The 20,238-nt window shown below is 39.9% G+C and carries 20 protein-coding genes and 1 pseudogene; 1 reads left to right on the forward strand and 20 read right to left on the reverse strand.

Annotated features, from left to right (window positions below; all coding sequences use genetic code 11):
• Positions 1 to 382: 382 nt before the first annotated feature.
• Positions 383 to 2,434, reverse strand: coding sequence for a choice-of-anchor J domain-containing protein (locus COJ96_RS01985; RefSeq protein WP_098571332.1), 2,052 nt, complete (start codon positions 2,432 to 2,434; stop codon positions 383 to 385).
• A gap of 422 nt (positions 2,435 to 2,856) precedes the next feature.
• Here COJ96_RS01985 and COJ96_RS01990 point away from each other — a divergent pair, with 422 nt between their 5' ends.
• Positions 2,857 to 3,309: a staygreen family protein gene (locus COJ96_RS01990; protein ID WP_098571333.1), complete on the forward strand. Its 453-nt coding sequence runs from the start codon at positions 2,857 to 2,859 to the stop codon at positions 3,307 to 3,309.
• A gap of 84 nt (positions 3,310 to 3,393) precedes the next feature.
• Here COJ96_RS01990 and COJ96_RS29100 read toward each other — a convergent pair.
• The 19 genes and pseudogenes from COJ96_RS29100 to fliG all read right to left on the reverse strand — a co-directional run.
• Positions 3,394 to 3,665 (reverse strand): annotated as a pseudogene (locus COJ96_RS29100) (ABC transporter permease); the annotation flags it as partial.
• The gene (locus tag COJ96_RS29535) at positions 3,666 to 3,851 is read right to left on the reverse strand and encodes an Ig-like domain-containing protein (protein WP_142332949.1); all 186 of its coding nucleotides are present in this window, start codon (positions 3,849 to 3,851) and stop codon (positions 3,666 to 3,668) included. It abuts the pseudogene before it with no gap.
• 213 nt (positions 3,852 to 4,064) lie between these two features.
• Positions 4,065 to 5,927, reverse strand: coding sequence for a PAS domain S-box protein (locus tag COJ96_RS02005; protein ID WP_098571335.1), 1,863 nt, complete (start codon positions 5,925 to 5,927; stop codon positions 4,065 to 4,067).
• Between the two features lie 48 nt (positions 5,928 to 5,975).
• Positions 5,976 to 6,611 carry a response regulator transcription factor gene (locus COJ96_RS02010; RefSeq protein ID WP_098571336.1) on the reverse strand — a complete coding sequence of 212 codons (636 nt, stop codon included), beginning with the start codon at positions 6,609 to 6,611 and terminating at the stop codon, positions 5,976 to 5,978.
• A gap of 268 nt (positions 6,612 to 6,879) precedes the next feature.
• Positions 6,880 to 7,683, reverse strand: a complete 804-nt coding sequence (locus COJ96_RS02015) for a sigma-70 family RNA polymerase sigma factor (protein ID WP_098571337.1) — start codon at positions 7,681 to 7,683, stop codon at positions 6,880 to 6,882.
• 26 nt (positions 7,684 to 7,709) lie between these two features.
• A complete protein-coding gene (locus COJ96_RS02020) occupies positions 7,710 to 8,075 on the reverse strand; it encodes a hypothetical protein (RefSeq protein WP_098571338.1) in 366 nt (121 codons plus the stop codon).
• Positions 8,076 to 8,088: 13 nt separating this feature from the next.
• Positions 8,089 to 8,973 carry a MinD/ParA family protein gene (locus tag COJ96_RS02025; protein ID WP_098571339.1) on the reverse strand — a complete coding sequence of 295 codons (885 nt, stop codon included), beginning with the start codon at positions 8,971 to 8,973 and terminating at the stop codon, positions 8,089 to 8,091.
• Positions 8,930 to 10,285, reverse strand: coding sequence for a flagellar biosynthesis GTPase FlhF (gene flhF, locus COJ96_RS02030; protein ID WP_098571340.1), 1,356 nt, complete (start codon positions 10,283 to 10,285; stop codon positions 8,930 to 8,932). The genes COJ96_RS02025 and flhF overlap by 44 nt, the downstream gene beginning before the upstream one ends.
• On the reverse strand, positions 10,282 to 12,315 hold the full coding sequence (gene flhA, locus COJ96_RS02035; RefSeq protein ID WP_098571341.1) for a flagellar biosynthesis protein FlhA: 2,034 nt from the start codon (positions 12,313 to 12,315) through the stop codon (positions 10,282 to 10,284). Before flhA ends, flhF begins: the two co-directional genes overlap by 4 nt.
• Complete coding sequence (flhB, locus tag COJ96_RS02040; protein ID WP_098571342.1) at positions 12,312 to 13,406, reverse strand: flagellar biosynthesis protein FlhB; 1,095 nt, start codon at positions 13,404 to 13,406, stop codon at positions 12,312 to 12,314. The genes flhA and flhB overlap by 4 nt, the downstream gene beginning before the upstream one ends.
• A 2-nt stretch (positions 13,407 to 13,408) precedes the next feature.
• The gene (gene fliR / locus COJ96_RS02045; RefSeq protein WP_098571343.1) at positions 13,409 to 14,185 is read right to left on the reverse strand and encodes a flagellar biosynthetic protein FliR; all 777 of its coding nucleotides are present in this window, start codon (positions 14,183 to 14,185) and stop codon (positions 13,409 to 13,411) included.
• 3 nt (positions 14,186 to 14,188) lie between these two features.
• Complete coding sequence (gene fliQ / locus COJ96_RS02050; RefSeq protein WP_098571344.1) at positions 14,189 to 14,458, reverse strand: flagellar biosynthesis protein FliQ; 270 nt, start codon at positions 14,456 to 14,458, stop codon at positions 14,189 to 14,191.
• A gap of 16 nt (positions 14,459 to 14,474) precedes the next feature.
• Complete coding sequence (fliP, locus tag COJ96_RS02055; protein WP_098571345.1) at positions 14,475 to 15,221, reverse strand: flagellar type III secretion system pore protein FliP; 747 nt, start codon at positions 15,219 to 15,221, stop codon at positions 14,475 to 14,477.
• Positions 15,218 to 15,790 (reverse strand): flagellar biosynthetic protein FliO, encoded by a 573-nt coding sequence (locus COJ96_RS02060; RefSeq protein WP_098571346.1) that lies wholly within the window; start codon positions 15,788 to 15,790, stop codon positions 15,218 to 15,220. The genes fliP and COJ96_RS02060 overlap by 4 nt, the downstream gene beginning before the upstream one ends.
• A 26-nt stretch (positions 15,791 to 15,816) precedes the next feature.
• On the reverse strand, positions 15,817 to 16,668 hold the full coding sequence (locus COJ96_RS02065; RefSeq protein ID WP_098571347.1) for a MotE family protein: 852 nt from the start codon (positions 16,666 to 16,668) through the stop codon (positions 15,817 to 15,819).
• Positions 16,669 to 16,682: 14 nt separating this feature from the next.
• The gene (gene fliJ, locus COJ96_RS02070) at positions 16,683 to 17,117 is read right to left on the reverse strand and encodes a flagellar export protein FliJ (protein WP_098571348.1); all 435 of its coding nucleotides are present in this window, start codon (positions 17,115 to 17,117) and stop codon (positions 16,683 to 16,685) included.
• Positions 17,114 to 18,433: a flagellar protein export ATPase FliI gene (gene fliI / locus COJ96_RS02075; RefSeq protein WP_098571349.1), complete on the reverse strand. Its 1,320-nt coding sequence runs from the start codon at positions 18,431 to 18,433 to the stop codon at positions 17,114 to 17,116. Before fliI ends, fliJ begins: the two co-directional genes overlap by 4 nt.
• Positions 18,417 to 19,244: a FliH/SctL family protein gene (locus tag COJ96_RS02080; RefSeq protein ID WP_098571350.1), complete on the reverse strand. Its 828-nt coding sequence runs from the start codon at positions 19,242 to 19,244 to the stop codon at positions 18,417 to 18,419. The genes fliI and COJ96_RS02080 overlap by 17 nt, the downstream gene beginning before the upstream one ends.
• A complete protein-coding gene (gene fliG, locus COJ96_RS02085; RefSeq protein ID WP_098571351.1) occupies positions 19,225 to 20,238 on the reverse strand; it encodes a flagellar motor switch protein FliG in 1,014 nt (337 codons plus the stop codon). Before fliG ends, COJ96_RS02080 begins: the two co-directional genes overlap by 20 nt.

The raw sequence follows: 20,238 nt of genomic DNA on the forward strand, positions 1-20,238 counted from the left end.
TTAGTTTTCAAAGAACAATGCATCACTTTAATTAGCGACAACGAAATTAATCTTAACACTTCGCCTCGCAGAAGTCAACTTCTTTTTAAAAATCAACTTCGCCGCCTCAGCGACAAATAATAATATAACAAATAACGTGCATGTACGTCAACATCTTTTTGCAAAAAACTTTAAACATAAAAGAGGTTTTTAAAAGCATCATACTCTAACTAAAAAGCACCATAATTATATACTCTAAGGAAGCTCGTTTTTTTCTTATTTCAAATAACCTCAGTTACTTTAAGTAAAAATTAGTTAAGTGGAGTTCTAGTTCTAACCTTAATTTACAGACACAAAAAAGCTGTCCCCTAATTATTTTTGGACAGCTTTTCTAAGATTTCACTTACTTTTTATTCACCTTCATAACTACATCAAAATCATAATCAGCACTTCCACCCTTACCTGGGGCAGGTGCATAGGTGACCATCATTACGACCTTAGAGTATTGAGCACTTCGCAGCATATCACGGAGGTCTACCTTATCACTTTCACTCATATTTAGCAGATTCGGGAATTTAATCACTTTGACGTGATTGTCGTTCCCCTTTGCAACGCCTTTCTTATAGCCGATAAATTGTACTTGATAATCAACATAATCCTTAGTTGCTTGTTCTAGGCTCATGAAGCCCTCGGTAGTTGTCATTGCATCAACCACCCCGCCGTCCAACTTAAGATTTGATACATACCAGCCTGCTTCATTAGAAGCCCAGTCTGTCATATAGCGGAAGGCTACAAGTACCTTCTGACCTGCATATTGCGAAAGGTCAAAACTTTCTGTTGTCCAGCCATTTGAACTTCCAGTAAAGCCTGGAACATTTGCTTTAATTTTTGGATATCCATTAGGGTCAACGACAGTAGATGTATGGTCATTTGCCAACGAAGTCCATGTATTTCCATTATCCGTTGATACTTGAACCGCACCATAATCCCAACCTTCTTCAATATCATATTTTGTATCAAAAGATAGGGTCGGATTGGTTTTACCTGTTAAATCAAGCTCCTTAATTAAGAAATTGTCCTGTTCATCCCCTTGATTCCCCCAAAGTACGTCACCTTTTACTGGATCTTTAACTGTTGTCCAGTTCGTACCAAGGAAATCAACCCCTTTAAAATAGAGATGGTCGATTTTCTTATCAGGAGTAATCAGTTTGAAATCCGTTCCCCATGCGGGTGCAGACTTCCCTAACTTTGCTGCTGCATCGACATTAGGGGTAAGATCAATCGAATTAAAATTATAAGTCTTACTATCTCCTTGATACTTCCCATCGAGCATAACTGCCGTCAAGAAATCTTGGTATAGAGCATTAAAGTCTCTCTTACTGCCCATTTCTTTTAGAACCGCATTAATACTATTGATTCCTTGTAATTGATTTTTAAATTCTTTCTGAATAAATTCTTTACCGAATTGCTCATATAAATAAAGTTGGAATAGATAAGCAGTTCCATAGTCTCCTAGGATTTGAAGATCAGATTGGTCTCCCCATTGTGTTAAGGAATTCTTCAGGTTATTCATAAAGAAGTCGACGTGTGATGCTGAATGACCATAGCCAACCTCAAATTGTGCAAAATCAGCTAATCCCTCATTGATAAAATTCTCTTCGGCATCATCACTGTCCCGATGAAGCAAATGCTGAAACTCATGGGCAAAAGTTCCTTCATACAGATAAGGTCTTGCCGCATTTGGGCCTGTCCTATTTTTCCAATCAAAACTATCAATGGTCATGACATTGCGGTCCGCTAAATCACTAATCGTGTTTGAAAAATAACCTGCAATATAACTTGGATAATTCGGATTATCATAATTTGCATCTTTAATGTTATCGACTAGAATCACGACACGTCCCGATTCATCCTTATATTCCGGTCTAGCACCATGTTCTCCCTTTCTTTCTGCTGGTGCCCCAAAAAAAGCAATCTCTTGTTCATAGATTTTTGTATCAAATTCATTTAGTAGATATTTTACCTGATCATCGGTTACAACAGAAACACCGGCTGCATTTCTTGGATCTCCTGCATTATACGACAAATCATTTGCTACCCATACCTCTCCATATTTACCTACACCTTTAAGGGTAAAGTTTCTCAGTTTATATCTTCCATCTCTATCATCGTGAGTAACCCACGGCACAACTTTCCCGATATCACCTGCCGTTACCGATGCCACCCCTGCTTGTCCGCTCGCTGATGAATCTCCGTTAACATCAAACTTAAAATTAACCTTGTTATTTCTAATAGCCTCTTCTACCGTTTCCGATCGAAAATCTGACCCGATTTCCTGCACGGCTGGATTTGAGTTATACCCATTTACCTTTGCACTTACACCAACAGGGAGTAACATACCAGCTACTAGAACCGTATTAGATAAAACAGATAAAACCTTTTTAGATTCTTTCATTTTTTTCCCCCTAATTAAAGTTATGTATTACCTAAAATTGTAACAATAATATAGCGAGTATTTTGTCGCATCTCGAATTCTAGTTTCTTTTTTTAAAAGCTAAATTCTCGTATTTTTCGAGTAAATACCAAGTAGGCTATCTAATCAAACGTTTGATTAGATTCACTACAAGTACTGAATTATTAGGAATTCTCCTTTGAAGAAGAACATAAAGATCGTCGAAATACGTAAAAAAATTCCGCAGGAAATATCCTACCTTTCTACATAAAAAGCTATATTTCTAACGAACTTCTATTATTCTATCCCTCTCTTCTATACCTCTATCACCCAAATAAATTCACATAGTAATGTTCAGTCAGAAAGAACGAATGAATAAATTCGAATGAGCATAATGATAAAAAAAGCTGATCGGAGTTGATGGCTTGGCCACTTTCATTCCAGAAAAACTATCTGTTGAATACAATGATGGTGTTACGGCTACGGAACCTGTTATTCCAAGACGTTACACACTAACACACTCTGATGTAACTGGTGAACTATTTTTAGCCATTGGAAAGCAGTATGCCTGGGATAAAATCAATCCTTTGCGGGATGAGGTATTAGGGGAATGGAAAACCAACGGAATTTCCTTGTACTATTGTGTTTATTTAAATATAGATCAAGGGCAGTATAACCAAAATGTATCAGCTAAACGCGCGGAAATATTCAGACGTGAATTACCGCTTGCTCTATCAGTGATTCGATACGGCGATCGTTTCTTATTCGACGCAGCCCCACATCTAGATCATGCTTCCATAATCGTGAATTTCATGTCGGTCTATCCTCAATTTGCTAGACAAGAGAATTGGGGAAATTTCTGCAGTTATTCCAAATAACCCCCCTCTGATATTTCATTAAATCAAAGGGGGTGTAATCTATTCATTGTGTCTTTATGGAAAACAGCGGAGAGCTGCTCCCATTATTGACTTAAATCGACCAAACACACCTTTATTCATGTCCTCACGTAGCTGGACGCCAGTGACAATGGAGGTTGAAATCACCGGTTGAACAAGGATACCAGGATGAAGGATAAATAGTTCTGTACGTTCCCAGAGATAGCACCGCCGAAAATATACGTAAACATCAATGTGAAAATGCTGGGCTGGAGCGTAACATCAAACTATTGTTCAGGTTTGCGGCGAATTTTCAACACCACACGATAGGCCAAGGTAAACGAGTTACGGACTGTTTGTTAGTTCCTTTTTTTCTGCGCTTTAATCTTGACGGAGAATTTTCCTTTGGAATCAGCAGTTGCTGAACCAAGGGATTTATTTCCTACTTTCACGGTAACTCTTGAGTTCGCTTCCGCTTTCCCTATTACCTTTTTGTCGTTATCATCTACTTTAATTAATGGTTGGGTTTTTCGGTGCAATAACATCCACAACAATTACTGTCACACTTGAACTTACATTTCCAGCGCTATCTTTTGCCGAGATGGCTAACTTTGTGCCGGTTTTTTGAACCGCTATTGAGATAGTAATCAGATAGAAAGTCCCCTCCACACACGGTGAAGGGGATTGATCTTTTTATTTTCGGTTGATCTTGTCTGGATGAATATCGCAAGATTTTCGAGTGTCCGCTTTAGGTCAATTTAAGTTAAAGCATCATACCATTGAATTTGTAAGGGGAGACATATATCGATTTGTAAACCCAAATCAGATGTATGAAACATGATCTGTCCATCTAGGCTTCGGACCCTTTCTTGAATTCCATACAAACCAATTTGTTTAGATGTCCCGTAAAATACTTTTTCCTCTACCCCGATCCCATTGTCTTGATAGATTAACTTTATCTGGTCATTCTCATTAAACAATCCAATTTGGACACCTGTTGCCTGCGAATGTTTCGTTGCGTTTGCCAAAAGTTCTTGGACGATTCGATAGATACCTAAGAGTTGGTCTTCATTTAACTGGTCAAACATACCTTGTTTATTAAATTCAATCACGTATTCACCGGATCGAATGTGTGTTTCTTGAATCAAAAACTCAAGCCCTTTTACAATTCCTAATTTTTTTATAAAAGGAGGAGTGAGTTCGTTACAAGTAATTCTAATTTGATGAATCACTTCTTCAAATCCTTCATGAATTCGTTTCAACCGCTGCAGCATCGGTTCCGGTAATGGGGCCTCCTCGATAAATTCTGATAATTGCCTATACCATAATATTTGTTCCTGTAACGCTGAATCATGAAGATCAATCGAAAGCTTAATCCGCTGCTGTTCCGCTACCTTAAAAAGGAGTCTTGATAACCAAGCAGGTCCTTGCTTTTCCTTGACTACATATTTTAGTTCTGATAATAAGTCCTCGATGTGGTGGATGTTTTCTGAAAAAATTTCTGAAAAGCGAGAAATTGTTAGTAACCATTGAATCAAAGGTTTTTGACAGGATGAATCCTTACCATTCTCAACGTATACAAAGTATTTGCTATCGCTACAGGTTGCAACTTTCGTGAAAATAAAACCTTTACCTTGGATCAGAACTTTGTCGGTTGTATAGAAATTTTCCTCAGGAAACGCAATGGGTTTAGAGGACTCAATCCGGCCATCAGGGGTTACACAAATCACCCCTACATTTTTCGTTTCAAAAATATTACCGATAATCTCCACAAGAATATTAAACAGATCCTCTTTTTTTATTACTCTTTGTGTTTCTTTGGAGATGAAATTAAGACCTTCATAGAGACTTCGATAAAGTTTCTCACTTTGAATCAGGATTTCATCTGCTCTCTTTTTTTCACTGATATCTCTCGATACATACACGATATTTCCGAGCTGCCCATTTTCATCGTATATTGGTACAATCTGTGTCTCAATGTGAATAATCTGACCATTTTCTTGAACCAACCTCAACCCGAATCTTCGCATACTTTTGGTTCTTTTCAATTCCTCTATCTCTTTATGAAACAGGGATAAATCATCAGGATGGAAAAAACGACGTGGATCTTCACCCTCATATTTAGTGTAGCCTAACACTTTTTGATGAGAGGGAGAAACATAGGCAACATGTAAATCACTATCCAAGATACCAATCATATCGGTCGTGTTTTCTGCAATCAATCGATATTTAGTCTGGCTAGCTAATAAATCCTCCTTTAATTTTCTCTTTTCCGTGATGTCTTGAATATGCGAAACAAAATACAAAGGATGTTCATCTTCATCTCGTACGAGCGATACATTAAGTTGGACCCATACTGGGTGTCCAGAGCGGTGAATTAACCGTTTTTCGACCTCATAAGCTGTGATTTCGTTGTTTAAGAGTTTATGTGCATGCTTAAGGCCCCGTTCCATATCGTCTGGATGGGTAATATCCATCATCGTCAGCTGTAAGAATTGATTTTGGCTGTAACCCATAAATTGGCACAGGGCAGGATTCACTTGCATCCATTTACCCTCCAAGGAAACTAATCCCACCCCAATAGGAGCATGTTCAAAAGCATGAGAAAATAATTTATTCATTAGTTATCACCATTAAAAGATAATTGAAGAATTTTTGCCCTGATCATATTAAATAAGGCCCATTTCTTTCACTTTTACGACAGCCTCAAGTCTAGTTTGCACCCCTAATTTTTGAAAGAGATTCGTCAAACTGTATTCCAATGATCGTTGACCAATATACAGGACTTGGGCAATTTCCTTGTTCGTCTTACCTTTTACTAATTCTTTTAAAATTTCCTTTTCTTTTTCATTGAGAGTGATCATTTCCGTATGTGACTCTTTCTGGATCAAAGGTCCAGTTCCTTGATAAATTTCTCTCAACATGGAGAATGGAATCACAACTTCTTGATTTAAAGCACATCGAATAGCCCTAATTAAGTGATCCTTTGTTGCTGTTTTGGGAACAAACCCCACCGCTCCTGACTCCATTAACAATCCTAAATGCGGGAGGATATCATAACCGGTATATATCAAAATATTAGCTTTATGGTCTATGGCCAACACCTTTTTCGTGAGTTCGAAGCCATCCATTTCAGGCATTTGAAGATCAAAAAGCATCACATCAAACTTTTGCTTTTTTACCCTTTCCAAAGCCTGTAAACTAGACGTCTCAATATGGACCTTCATATCCTTTTCATTCTCAATAATTAACTTGGTGCCTTCAACAACCAATGGATGGTCATCAACAAGCAAAATTTGAATCATTTTAACACCTCAAATACCATGCTATGTTGGAGTTTCTTTTCCACCCAAAGATTGACTCCTTTTCTAGTGCGAGTATAACTCTATTTTCTCCATTAGTATAGTACCACCACTTTTTAAATCCAGACAAGCTACAAATGATTAATATTGTTATTATGTCCATAGAAAAAAACATTAAATACCTCCCATAGGATTTCTTTTAGAAATCTTCCAGGAGGTATTATCTTAGGCACGTTCATATCTTATAGGCAATTGAATGATTAAAATTGGATCAAAGGAAGGAATCCAATGAAAAACCCTTAGCTTCAAAACTTTTTCGCAAGCGCAGAATAGCCCCGGAATGGATCTGGGAAATCCGCCCTTTTGTGAGATTCATGACTTCGGCGATCTCTACTTGAGAAAGTCCCTCGTAATAAAATAATGAGATGACTATTCTTTCTTTTTCTGACATCTTATCAATGCTTGCCGCCATCATTTTCCGGAATTCCACCATTTGCGCTTGTCGTTCTTGGGATAGTAATGTATTATCCCTAATTTGATCCAATCGGCTCTGCTGTTTTCCTTCCTCTTCATGAGCATTGACGGATTCATTAAGGGAGAGCAGTGTTGACAAGGATAAAGTAGCCATACCCAGTCTCACTTCATCTATTGACATATTCAAATAGTTGCATAGTTCTTCTTCGGAAGGCGATCTCATCAACGTTTGCTCCAGATAGCGAAACGCCTGATTTATTTTTTGGGCTTTATCTCTTGATCCGCGCGGTACCCAGTCCATCTGGCGAATCCCATCAAGCATCGCTCCTTTTATCCGCCAAAGACCGTAGGTTTCGAATTGATACCCCTTTTTGTAGTCGAATTTTCTGATCGCTTCGATTAAACCGATATAACCTAACCCAATCAAGTCCTCCCTGGGAATAATATGTTGGGGGATACTCATGCTTAAACGATTAGCCATTTTCTCTACCAAATGCCCATACTGTTTTACTAGGTTTTCTTGCAATATTGCATCATGGTTCTCCTGATACGTCCTCCATAAAGAAGAATGTGGAATCGATTCTTTGATAGCAGGTGTCAAGTATTACCCCTCCTTGTTGTTCGTGATCATGTACGGATGGTGTGAGCGACTCTTTCAGGATCTTTTCCTTCCTCCCGAGTATGTAAAGAGTCCAGAGGAATAGATTGGAACACTGGTTCTGCCATCGGCACTTCTTCTACATGGTTTGTCCTTTCCGTTTCTGGGCTGCTCTCCTCGACCGTATTTTGTTTCTGGGAAAGTTCTGGGTTTTTCTTTGATATAATTTGATGCAAAATAAATCGCAAAATAATACCCAAAATGAAGAAGAGAAGAAATCCTATACCCGCTCTGAACAATGCTGTTTGCCATGTATTATTTTGCAAAGAAAAGTAATAGGTAAAAAGGAATGCTGTTAATCCTAGGCTTGCATTAACTATCCAATTTGCTACCATCTGGTCCTCCCTTTTACGACGATTTACCTAAAGATATAATTTTTTCGAAAAACCCTCGAATCCCTGTAGTGGCAACAGAAGAATGCTCTTCCAAATCTGGCAAATAAGAATAGACTATTTGTTTGATGCTTTTTGATGCTGAACAATTAGGATACGATATAAAAAATGGTGTTTGTGATCGAACCGACTGCCTTACGTGGTTATCTTCCATGAGACAGCCCAATGTTTTTAAGTGTAGCTTCAGAAAATGACTGCAAGCATTTTGCAGTGATCTTGATGTTTCAGCGGCTTCTCGGTACGTTTGTGCGCGATTCACCACCAAACGAAATTTCGGAGCTTGTTGGCTGAAATGAAGAACAGTTTTCAACACGGCATAGGAATCGGCCATAGCTGTGGGCTCAGGTGTGGTGACCAAGATTGTTTCGTCCGAAGCTAAAATGAAATCCACGAGCTCTTTTGATACTCCAGCACCAGTATCGAGTAAAATAAAATCGGCATAGGTTTGAAGCTCTTGAATCTGGCTCCAAAAAAACGAGAGCTTAATTTGATCTAATTCCAAAAGATCTTGTATTTCGAGGCCGCCGGATATATACTCGATTCCTTCCGTTCCTTGTTCGATTACATCCCTTATATATTTCCTCTGATGCAAGACCTCTACTAAACTGTACCGCGGTGTAATTCCCATCAGAATATTGATATTCGCAGTTGATAAATCCAAATCTAAGATAATGACTCTTTTACCGACTGCTTTTAACCCTAAGGCAAAATTAAGCGTAAAATTTGATTTGCCAACCCCGCCTTTTCCACTGGTAATCGTAATCACACGAGAGGTATGTGGTTTTTGCTGCTGATCATTAAATCGATGCATATATTCTCGCAGGCTTTGTGCTTGATCCATTTTCTTTTTCCTCTCCTAACAAGTATCTCGCAAGTTGTTTTGCATCGATTGCCGTAATATCTTCTGGGACACTTTGTCCATTGGTGATATATGCTAATTGATAGTCGTATTTGTATGCAATATTGAGGATAGAACCATAACTTGTCGTTTCGTCAAACTTAGTCAGGATCAATTTTTTGATCGGACTATCCAAAAACTCATCCAGTAATATTTCTAAATCTTCATACTTCGTAGTTAAACTTAAAACTAAATAGTTTTCACTCTCAATCGGATGAATTAAAAAATCGTTAATCGATTCTCGATAGTTTACATCCTTGTAATTCCTACCGGTGGTATCCATATAGATAAGATCATAGTGTTCAAGTACGTTTAGTACTTTCTCTAGTTCCTTTGCTGAGCGAACCACTTCCATCGGGACATTTAAGATTCCAGCATAGGTTTTTAGCTGTTCTACTGCTGCAATTCGATAGACGTCGGTTGTGATCATAGCGACTCTCCGCTTTTGTTTTAAAACTTGTTCAGTAGCTAGTTTGGCGATGGAGGTTGTTTTTCCGACACCTGTAGGTCCAATAATATTGATCATACGTGTATAATCGGGGACCCTGTTTGACACCGGGATTCTCTTTTCGATGATGGCATGGATCATATTCATGATCTCTTGTTTGACAACATCATCATCCAAGTCGATGATGGACTCATATTTCTTTAGGATGGAACTCACAATATGTTCAACAATTTCCTCATCTACACCTTGTTTTTTTAAACGGTTCACCCACTTGGCAAGTCCAGAAGGCAGGGAGTTTTCCTGCTTATTACTCATCATGAAGGTCATCATCATTTTTCGCATATGCTGCAACTCATCGAGCAAAGGTTTTTCCGTTTCCAAAGTTTCCGGCTTAGAAGGTGCGGGTTCTTCCTTTTTGACTGATGCATTTTCTTTCTTACCATCGGAAATGGATTTTTCCGTTACCGCCGAGGGTTGAGAATAGTAATGGTATAGACTTTGAGGGTTCCTGTGGAAAACAGAGTTATGGTTCTCCTCCACCTCGGTTTTTCCCTCATCAATGTGTTGCTCCAGAGAGTTGATCTCCATCTTCTCTTTTCGTTCTAATACAAATTTTGGTACCGCACCAGTACCATCTTTATCTATGGAATAAGCAGTCACTTCAAATTTTTGTTTAGTAAAAAGCCCAAACACCCCGCCTGATTTTATCGCCTTAGTGTTGACAATAATGGCGTTATCCCCTAATTGTTGCCTCACCATTTTTAAAGCCTGAGGCATGGAATCTGCAATGATTTTTTTCGTTTTCATATGTTGACCACTCCTATATTTTGGATCTCAATATCGGGCTCAAGCTCTGTATAAGCAAGGACTGGTACAGTTGGGATAATTTTATCGACTAACTGTTTCAAATACATCCGAATCGATGGAGAGGTCAGGAAAATAGGCTGACTGCCAGCTTTAACGACCCGATTAATTTGTTCGTGTAATTCTTGTGTAATCTTTCTAGATGTTTGGGGATCCATTGAAAGGTAATGCGCTCCAGCTTCCGTTTGTTGAATACAATCGGAGATTCCTTTCTCTAAAGTGGCCCCGGCTGTTAACACATGAATGACACCCTCGTCTGCATACTGCTCCGTAATTTGACGGGTCAAGGACTGACGGACATACTCTGTTAAAACTCTCGGTTCCTTTGTATAGGCCGCGAAATCTGCTAATGTTTCAAAGATGGCTGCTAAATCTCGAATCGAAACCTGTTCACGTAGAAGGTTCTGTAACACCTTCTGAATTTCTCCGACTGATAGTAAGTTCGGAACGAGCTCATCGACCAGATTTGGATGGGTTTCCTTTAGATTATCGATTAATTCCTTTGTTTCCTCTCTACGCAACAGCTGGTAAGCATATCGTTTTAATACCTCTGTTAAATGCGTGGCAATGACGGAAGGAGGATCGACAATCATATAACCTAAAAGCTCGGCTTTTTGTTTCGCTTCTAAACTCACCCAAATGGCCGGCAGTCCAAAAGCAGGCTCAATCACCGGAATACCCTCCATCCCCTCTTCATTAGCTTCTTTATTCATCGCAAGAAAATGATCAAGGTATACTTCTCCTGAAGCGATCCGGTTACCGCGGAATTTAAGAACATATTCATTTGGTGGTAATTGTAAATTGTCCCTTATCCGTATAGTGGGAATAACTAACCCTAATTCCATTGCAAATTGTCTGCGAACCATGACAATCCGATCGAGAATGTCTCCGCCTTGTTTTTGATCGGCTAATGGAATCAATCCATACCCAATCTCCAATTCCAGCGTATCGAGCTGCAAAAGGTTAATGACTTTCTCTGGACTGCTAATATCTTCATCACTAGCTTCGATTTCCGCTTGTTCCTTATCGAGGTCTTCTTTTTTCCTGTTCCGCTGCATGGTATAAGCGCTATACGCCAGCACTCCCGACACAGGGAGAGTCAGTAAAATTCCTATTGGTGTTAATAAACCAAACATAAAGATGGTTCCAGCGACGATATAAAGCAACTTAGGATATTGAAAGATTTGGTTCATGATGTCTGAACCCAAATTGCCGTCGGAAGCCGCACGGGTAACCGTTATCCCTGTCGCAGTGGAAATGAGTAAGGCAGGGATTTGGCTAACCAATCCATCCCCTACCGATAACAGCGTGAAGGTGCTGGCTGATTCGGCAAACGCCATCCCATGAATCACCATTCCAATTATGAATCCGCCAATAACGTTGATCAGCAGGATAATAATTCCTGCAATGGCATCCCCCTTGACAAATTTACTCGCACCATCCATCGCTCCGTAAAAGTCAGCTTCCATTTCTACTTTCTTACGGCGGGTGCGGGCGTCCTGCTCACTGATTAATCCTGCATTCATGTCAGCATCAATACTCATTTGCTTTCCTGGCATGGCATCTAATGTAAATCGAGCAGCTACTTCCGCAACCCTTTCCGATCCTTTGGTAATAACAATGAATTGAATAACAACTAGGATTAGGAATACGACAAAACCGACGACTGGGCTTCCGCCAATAACGAAGGAACCAAACGTCTCGATGACATGTCCCCCATCAGCTTTGGATAATATCGAACGAGTAGTCGATACATTAAGAGCTAAGCGGAATAAGGTAGTGAGTAAGATTGCTGTTGGAAAAATGGAAAATTCCAGTGGTTCCTTGGCATTCATCGCTACCAGCAAGATCATCAATGACAGGCTGATGTTGACCATTAAGAGAAAATCCAATAGTAAAATTGGCATGGGAATGATCATCATCGCAACAATCAATATGACTAAGACTAAAACCGATAGATCTTTTATTTTCATGCCTTCATCCCCTTATACCGACCTTCCTGATAGTATACATAAGCCAAAATTTCGCCGACTGCATTGAACAATTCTTCCGGAATGGTCTCCCCGATGTCTACCGCAGCAAACAATGCACGAGCTAGCGGCTTATTTTCAACGGTCATAATTTTATTTTGCTTGGCGATCTCTTTGATTTTTAAAGCAATATGATCTTTTCCTTTGGCAATCACTTCAGGAGCATCCATCAATTCAATATCGTAGCGAATCGCAACAGCAAAGTGCGTAGGATTTGTGATGATTACATCCGCCTTTGGCACATCTTGCATCATTCGATTCATGGATAACTCTCGTTGTTTTGCTCTCCTCTTTCCTTTGATTACCGGGTCGCCTTCCATCTTCTTATATTCATCTTTGATATCCTGTTTAGACATCCGAAGCTTTTTTTCGTGTTCAAACCATTGATAAAGATAATCGGCAGCCGCTAGTATCACCAAACTGCCTGCTACAGCCATTCCGAGTTTAATAGTTAAAGAACCAATCATTCTCACAGCGTCCCAAAGGTTCTTTTCACCTATGACAAACAACTCGTTTTTCTGTTGCCAAATCATTCCAAAAGCAATACTGGAAGTCAGGACAATTTTTAAAATCGACTTTATTAATTCCACGATGGATCTGATAGATAAGATTTGTTTCGCTCCCTGAATCGGATTGAGTTTTCCAAAATTCATTTTTAGTGATTCGATATTTAACATAAATCCAACTTGGATATAATTAGCAAAAAGGCCTGCTACCAGTACAACAGCAAAGATAGGGGCGACAATTTTTGCACCCTCGATCAGCAACTGTTTATATAAAACCTGTGCACTTGAAATCGATAGATCCCAAAGCATATATTCCTGAAAACTGCCGCGATAGATTTGGAAACAACCTTCTAGTAAACTCTTTCCTCCTATCAAGAAAAAGGAGAAACAGAGCAGCAATGTTAAGGCTGATGATACTTCCGGACTCTTCAAAACTTGCCCTTTTTTTCTTGCATCTCGGCGTTTATTCGACGTTGCTTTTTCCGTTTTTTCTCCGGAAAAGAGTTGCAGATCCAGTCGAAGGAGCATGATTACCCTCCCATTATCTTCAAAATAGAATACATCGATTCAAACATGTTATCAAAAAGCACTTTCAACAAGTAAAAAAAACTAGGTAAAATAAATATATATATCAAAAAAAACAATAATATTTTGATCGGAGGCATAACGGCAAATATATTCATCTGGGGAACTATCCTTGCGATAATTCCTAAGGCAACATCCACAACGAACAATGTGCCGATGATTGGCGCAGCCATCATAAAGCCAAGCATAAACATTTGCGTAAGACACTCCAACAAGAAAGTGGACAGTCGTCCATCACTCCATGCAGGCACTAATTCTTTTAGTGTAATCCAGTCAAAACTAGCTAAAATCCCTTGGATTAACAGATGATGACAATTCGTAGAAAGTAAAACCAAGATAGCCAAAATATTTTTTAAACGTCCCGTTAACTGCGTGTTCGTTCCAAAAGTTGGATCAAAAAGATTAGCCATGGAAAAGCCTATTTGTAAGTCAATTAACGATCCTGCCAGCTGGACAGCATAAAACAAGATATTCGCCGCCATACCTAAGACAATACCAACCAAAAACTCTTTGAGTATCAATAAGACGATTGTCGCCTCGGACACGGAGCCAACAGGTTCTTTCATTACCCCAACACATAGTACACTAAGTGCCGCACTAAAACCGATCTTGTAGTGTGCTGGTATTTGACGCCCGGAAAACAAAGGGGCGGTAACCATAAATGTAGTTATTCGGACGAATACAAGTAAAAAGTTCACCCAGGAAGATGCATCCATCGCCATCTTTTAACCCACAAACTGGGAAAGGTTTCCCAACAAATTTTGAGTGAATTCAACTACGTGCCGCAGCATCCACGCACCAAAGAAGAGGATCGTTAAGAATACCGCAACTATTTTGGGCACAAATGCCAGTGTTTGTTCTTGAATTTGTGTCGTAGCTTGAAAAATACTAACCAACAGGCCAACCACTAACGCCACCCCGGCAACTGGTGCGATAACAATGAGTATTGTATAAACAGAATTTTGAGCAAGTCGTAAAATCATTTCAGTGGTCATGGCTCACACTCCCTTCTTAGAAACTCATGAGTAATGATTTGACTATTAAATTCCAACCATCCACCAAAATAAATAATAGGATCTTAAACGGCAGCGAAATCATCACCGGCGGCAGCATCATCATCCCCATTGACATCAAAATACTTGAGACAATCATGTCTATGACTAGGAAGGGGATAAATATCATAAATCCCATCTGAAAGGCTGTTTTTAATTCACTAATGGCATAGGCCGGAACTAAAGCTCTAAGTGGGATATCTGTCACTTGATCAGGTCTTTTCATACCTGCATAATCCATAAACAATGCTAAGTCTTTCTCTCTTGTCTGTTTGGTCATAAATTCCTTTATTGGTGTACTTGCTGTTTGAAATGCTTCTTGCTGACTCATTTTTCCGGCCATAAACGGCTGCAGTGCCTGGTCATTCATTTCCGAAAATGTTGGCCCCATGATAAAGAAAGTCATAAAGAGTGCTAAACCGATTAATACTTGATTCGGCGGCATCTGCTGGGTACCCAGGGCATTACGAACAAACCCTAGCACGACAATGATACGAGTAAAGCACGTCATTAAAATTAGAATAGCTGGTGCAATCGACAGCACCGTTATCAACATGATAATGCGCAATGAGTTTGCGACTTTATCAGGTTCCCCGGAGCCCAAATCAATTCCTGGAAGAATGTTTGGGGATAGGTCAGCAGCATGTGCGATTGAAAAGACACCAAGTGTAAGAATCGGAACGAGAACGGCCAATTTACGGATCATAACTCCTCGCCCTTTCCATTTTCTTGCTGCATATTTTGAACGTGTTTTTGAAAAACAGAGTTCCATCTTTTTTTTGAATTCATCGCCATCCATTTAGGAGATAGACCTTCCGTTTGATTTTCATAGCCTTCCAGTAGACTTTGATATTCCTCTCCTTGGGAAATCGACCGAATCAAAGAAATCGTCTCACCCACTCCGATGATATAAATCGTCTGACCAATAAGTAAGACCTGTAAGGAACGGTTATTCCCCAGTACGTGACCTCCTAATCGGAGGATGGGCCCATTGGATTGCAATAAGCGGCTTCGTTTGGATAGAAAGCGAAATAGCACAAAGATTAAAGCAATAATGAAAATAAATGAAATAATAAATTTGGTGAATAAAGGAAATAATGTAGGTGACTCGCTATCCACGGCTTTTGCCTGAGGTGGTTCCGATTTTTCCTCACCTTTATGAATAGAGTCATAGACGGTAGGCTCGCCAACAGTTTTAGAACCTGCGGCATAACTAGTAGATTGAAAAGAAAATAGGTAAAAGAACAGTATAAAAAAGAACATAGAGCGTTTCATGATTTTCTCCTTCCTTGGAGTTATTTCTAATTGTTTAAACTGGCGGTAATTTGAGCCGCTAACTTAGCATTTTTTTTGGCGATTTCTGTTAAAATTTGTGAACGATTATTCGTGTTTATATTTTTCATGAGATTGATCGCAACTTGAGAGTTCGTTCCCATCATAGATACAACCATTCCTGCTGATTGTACGGCCGGCATCCCTGAAATCGTTTCAGATAAGGTTTCCGTTGGATTTTCTTGGCTTTGTACGATTTCATGTATTTTCTTTTTTAGAGCATTTTGATCTGTTGCCTTTAGGATCGAAATTTCTTTAATGATTATCATCATTTGACCTGCTTTCCCGGCATCCTTCATGCTCCCGAGAATACTACTTTGCAGGTCTCGGTCCAGCAGTGAAATAGTTAAAGAGGCATCCTCTAGCGGCATGGATTCCAACATAGCAGCAGCTTTTGACGGGGGTAAATTTTCATAGATTCCTGCTACAGTTTTCATCTGATCCTTAAAATCTTGTGTTTGATTCGTTTCCAGCTGTCTCTGCAATTGTTCGAAGCTTAATTCTAAATCCTTTAATCCTTTTTGAGTGGAACTTAGTTGATGATGTAACTCCTTGATTTTTTGATTCTTCTCTTTCAATTCCGTGCGGCTTTTTAAATATTTCTCTTCCCATTCATCTGAATAATCTGTCTCTTTCACGAGCGCAGGACCAGGAATGACATGGTTTAGAACGGGAAGTTTATTTCCCCAATCTTGACCTGTCTTCCATACTGGAATACCTAAAAAATTTAATACAACCGCAGCGAATATAACTGTAAAAAGTAAAGGAAAAAAAACTAAGTAAAAAAAGTTTTCTAGTTTTCCTTGGTGTTTCTCTTCCATCTGTTTCTCTCTCCTCATATCCTTCGGGAATAGCGTAACACGGCGATTTCATCCAGCATGACTTGTTCTGTTCGTTCCAGCTGCTTTTGAAAAGCATCCTTTGAATTTGCCTTCCATTGGTTCCACATCTTTGTTTCCTGTGATTTTTCGATTAGCATCTGGTGTTTTTGCTCTACTTCCTTATGAATTTGCTGTGATTGAACCTCCAAATTTTTCTTCTGCAGGTTTACATGATCGATTCCTTGTTGAACCTCTAAAATCTCCCATACCCTTTTTCGATGGACATCATTGTATTGGTTAAAAACCTTCTCTTTTTCCAATTCTAGCCCTTCGATTTGTTCCTGTAGTTCCAGTTGCTTGTGTTTGATCGTGCTATACTCTTGCTGAGCTATTTCCTTCTCTTTTTCTTTAAAATCCAGCACTTTTTGAAAAGAAAACTTAAATTTCATCGCATGTCTCCAAATTGTGAAGTTAAGAAGGATTCAACATCCTCTAGATTAGAAGTTTCATAGATTCCTTGTCGTAAAAATTGGTCCATTTGCGGCTTTAGGCGGATCGCCAAATCGATGTCTCGATTCGAGCCTTTTTTATATGCTCCTATATTGATTAAGTCTTCTGCCTCTTTAAAGGCAGCCTGCAGCTTTTTAAAGTTTCGTGCTGCGTTTGCATGTTGATCCGAAGTAATATCATTCATTACCCGACTTGCACTGTTCAGCACATCAATGGATGGAAATATTCCCTTGCCCCCAATGGAACGGTTTAGGACAATATGACCATCTAAAATTCCTCTTACGGCGTCTGCAATTGGTTCATTCATATCGTCTCCATCCACCAGAACCGTATAAATAGCTGAAATCGACCCCTTAGGTCCAGTTCCGGCCCGTTCTAATAGCTGTGGGAGCATAGCAAACACTGAAGGAGTATATCCTTTGGTGGTGGGAGGTTCTCCAATTGCCAGTCCAATTTCTCTTTGCGCCATTGCAAATCGAGTGACTGAATCCATCACGAGTAAAACGTCCTTTCCTTGATTTCGGAAATATTCAGCAATGGAAGTCGCTGTCAATGCACCCTTAATTCGAATCAGGGCCGGTTGATCGGATGTTGCGACAATGACAACAGATTTTTTCAACCCTTCTTCTCCTAAATTTTGTTCTATAAAATCGAGAACTTCACGTCCTCTTTCTCCGATTAAAGCGATGACGTTTACATCCGCTGTCGTATTTCGAGAGATCATCCCAAGAAGCGTACTTTTTCCAACCCCACTGCCGGCAAAGATCCCCATTCTTTGCCCCTTACCCATCGTTAACAATCCATCAATGGTTCGTACACCTACTCCTAAGGGAGAGTGAATCCGTGGCCGGCTGAGCGGATTAGGGGGGTTCGCGTGTGTAGGCACTTCCTCTAGGCCTAGTGGCATGGGCTTTCCGTCGAGGGGCTGGCCTAAACCATCTAGAATCCTTCCGAGCAAATGGGTTCCCGCTTTTACCATCATCGGTTTGCCGCTCGCGACAACATCACAGCCAGGTCCTATTGCTCGAACTTCACCCAATGGCATGAGGAGCACCTTATTTTCTTTTATACCTACAACCTCTGCTTGAATAGGGCTATTGGACTGCGCTGGATAAATCGAACACAAATCACCAATTCGCACATCTGGTCCTTGAGATTCAATGGTCAGCCCAATGATCTGTGTAATTTTCCCGTTGACTCTTACCGGGTCAATACTACGAACAAGCTTAATATAGTTTTCAGATGATAAAATCATTATCCGGCTCCCTTCCCGCCTCAAGAATGACCTTTTTTATCTCTTCGATCTGGGTATCGATCCGCGCATCGACGCTGCCGTATGCCGTTCGAATAATACAGCCTTGGGATGAAACGGAATGGTCTGGTATGATTTTAATTTCTGTTTCACCATTAACAACAGCAACCAGGTGTGCTCGCTGCGCTTGGACAAATTCAAAATCATCAGGATGAACACAAACCGTAATAAACTCTTTTTCTTTAAAGCGCAGGATGTGCTGCTTGATTAACTCCACCAAAATGTCAGGGTTACTCTGCAACTCCTGTTTCACAATTTGGGAAGCAATAACAGTACTTAACTCAAGTAAAAACGGTTCTGCTTCTGAGATAATTGCTTCCTTTTGGTCATAGCCTTGTTGCAGCAAGTCTTGAACCTGCTCTAATTTTCCTTGATACTCTTGCTGAACAAGGTCTTCTGCCTCTTGTTTTCCCAGTAAAAATCCTTCGTCAAAACCTTGCTTTTTCGCTTCCGAAGACAAGTCTTCCAGCTTCTTCTTGTTTTCTTCCCACCATTGATTGATTTTTTCCTCTGCTGCCTTTTCAGATGAACGGGCGTTTTGCTCGGCCATTTCGATGATCGCTTGCGCCTGTACTTTTGCCTCAAGAACCAATGGGTGGTCTTGATCAATCCCTTCACCTTCGAGTGTTTCTTCCTGGTCTTCTGCATCCGTTTGGTTATCTTTCCGGTTAATAAACGGCTGGGTAATGACCTTCACTTCTTCCAATAAGGAAAGGTTTGAAGCCTTAAACACTTTAGAATAGGATGTCATCATCAGTTCCACCTCGTGAAATAACTACCTCTCCAGAATCCTCTAAGCGGCGAATGACAGAAACAATTCTTCCTTGTGCTTCCTCAACATCTTTGACTCTGACCGGTCCAAGAAATTCCATTTCTTCTTTGAACGTTTCGGCCATCCGTTGGGACATGTTTTCCAAAATGACTTTTTTAACTTCAGGACTAGCAGCTTTCAATGATAAGAGGAGATCCTGATTGTCCACTTCCTGTATCACACGCTGGATGGCTCTTCGGTCAAGATTAATGATATCCTCAAAGATAAACATCAATTTTTTGATTTCATCCACCAATTCTTGGTCATGAACCCCAAGATGATCTAAGATCCCCTTCTCCGTACTGCGGTCTACACCGTTTAGGATGTTGACGATTGATTCAATTCCTCCAACCACACTGTAGTCCTGACGAATAGTGGCGGATAGCTTTTGTTCTAATATATTTTCTACTTCTTTAATCACATCCGGTGAAGTTTGTTCTAATAACGCGATTCGTCTCGCTACGTCCGATTGAAGTTCACTAGGGAGCGATGATAGAATCATTGAAGCCTGTTGCGGCTCTAAATGGGCTAATACTAGAGCAATCGTTTGCGGATGTTCATTTTGCAGGAAGTGATAAATTTGCATAGCATCAATACGGCGGGCAAAATCGAAGGGTTTTACCTGAAGCTGAGCCGTTAATCGCTGAATAATATCTTTAGCTTTGTCTTTGCCCAGCGCAGATTCCAATATATCCTGCGCATAGCTGATTCCTCCCGATGCTAAATAATCTTGGGCGATGCACATTTCATGAAATTCCTTTAATACTTCTTCTTTTTCTTTGCCATCAACCTTATGAATATTAGCGATGGCAAGGGTAAGCTGCTCAATCTCTTCTTCTGGCAAATGGTTGAAGACCTTAGAGGAGGCCTCCCTTCCCATCGAAATGAGTAAAATCGCCGCTTTTTGTTTTCCGGTTAACTTTAATGCTGTTGCCAT

This window comes from Bacillus sp. AFS073361 (assembly GCF_002567005.1).
Classification (GTDB): Bacteria; Bacillota; Bacilli; order Bacillales; family Cytobacillaceae; genus Neobacillus.

Coding starts and splice junctions, on each gene's coding strand:
- COJ96_RS01985 (WP_098571332.1), bottom strand. CDS start 2,434: ATGAAAGAATCTAAAAAGGTTTTATCTGTTTTATCTAATACGGTTCTA.
- COJ96_RS29535 (WP_142332949.1), bottom strand. CDS start 3,851: ATGTTATTGCACCGAAAAACCCAACCATTAATTAAAGTAGATGATAAC.
- COJ96_RS02005 (WP_098571335.1), bottom strand. CDS start 5,927: ATGAATAAATTATTTTCTCATGCTTTTGAACATGCTCCTATTGGGGTG.
- COJ96_RS02010 (WP_098571336.1), bottom strand. CDS start 6,611: ATGATTCAAATTTTGCTTGTTGATGACCATCCATTGGTTGTTGAAGGC.
- COJ96_RS02020 (WP_098571338.1), bottom strand. CDS start 8,075: ATGGTAGCAAATTGGATAGTTAATGCAAGCCTAGGATTAACAGCATTC.
- COJ96_RS02025 (WP_098571339.1), bottom strand. CDS start 8,973: ATGGATCAAGCACAAAGCCTGCGAGAATATATGCATCGATTTAATGAT.
- flhF (WP_098571340.1), bottom strand. CDS start 10,285: ATGAAAACGAAAAAAATCATTGCAGATTCCATGCCTCAGGCTTTAAAA.
- flhA (WP_098571341.1), bottom strand. CDS start 12,315: ATGAAAATAAAAGATCTATCGGTTTTAGTCTTAGTCATATTGATTGTT.
- flhB (WP_098571342.1), bottom strand. CDS start 13,406: ATGCTCCTTCGACTGGATCTGCAACTCTTTTCCGGAGAAAAAACGGAA.
- fliR (WP_098571343.1), bottom strand. CDS start 14,185: ATGGCGATGGATGCATCTTCCTGGGTGAACTTTTTACTTGTATTCGTC.
- fliQ (WP_098571344.1), bottom strand. CDS start 14,458: ATGACCACTGAAATGATTTTACGACTTGCTCAAAATTCTGTTTATACA.
- fliP (WP_098571345.1), bottom strand. CDS start 15,221: ATGATCCGTAAATTGGCCGTTCTCGTTCCGATTCTTACACTTGGTGTC.
- COJ96_RS02060 (WP_098571346.1), bottom strand. CDS start 15,790: ATGAAACGCTCTATGTTCTTTTTTATACTGTTCTTTTACCTATTTTCT.
- COJ96_RS02065 (WP_098571347.1), bottom strand. CDS start 16,668: ATGGAAGAGAAACACCAAGGAAAACTAGAAAACTTTTTTTACTTAGTT.
- fliJ (WP_098571348.1), bottom strand. CDS start 17,117: ATGAAATTTAAGTTTTCTTTTCAAAAAGTGCTGGATTTTAAAGAAAAA.
- fliI (WP_098571349.1), bottom strand. CDS start 18,433: ATGATTTTATCATCTGAAAACTATATTAAGCTTGTTCGTAGTATTGAC.
- COJ96_RS02080 (WP_098571350.1), bottom strand. CDS start 19,244: ATGATGACATCCTATTCTAAAGTGTTTAAGGCTTCAAACCTTTCCTTA.
- fliG (WP_098571351.1), bottom strand. CDS start 20,238: ATGGCAACAGCATTAAAGTTAACCGGAAAACAAAAAGCGGCGATTTTA.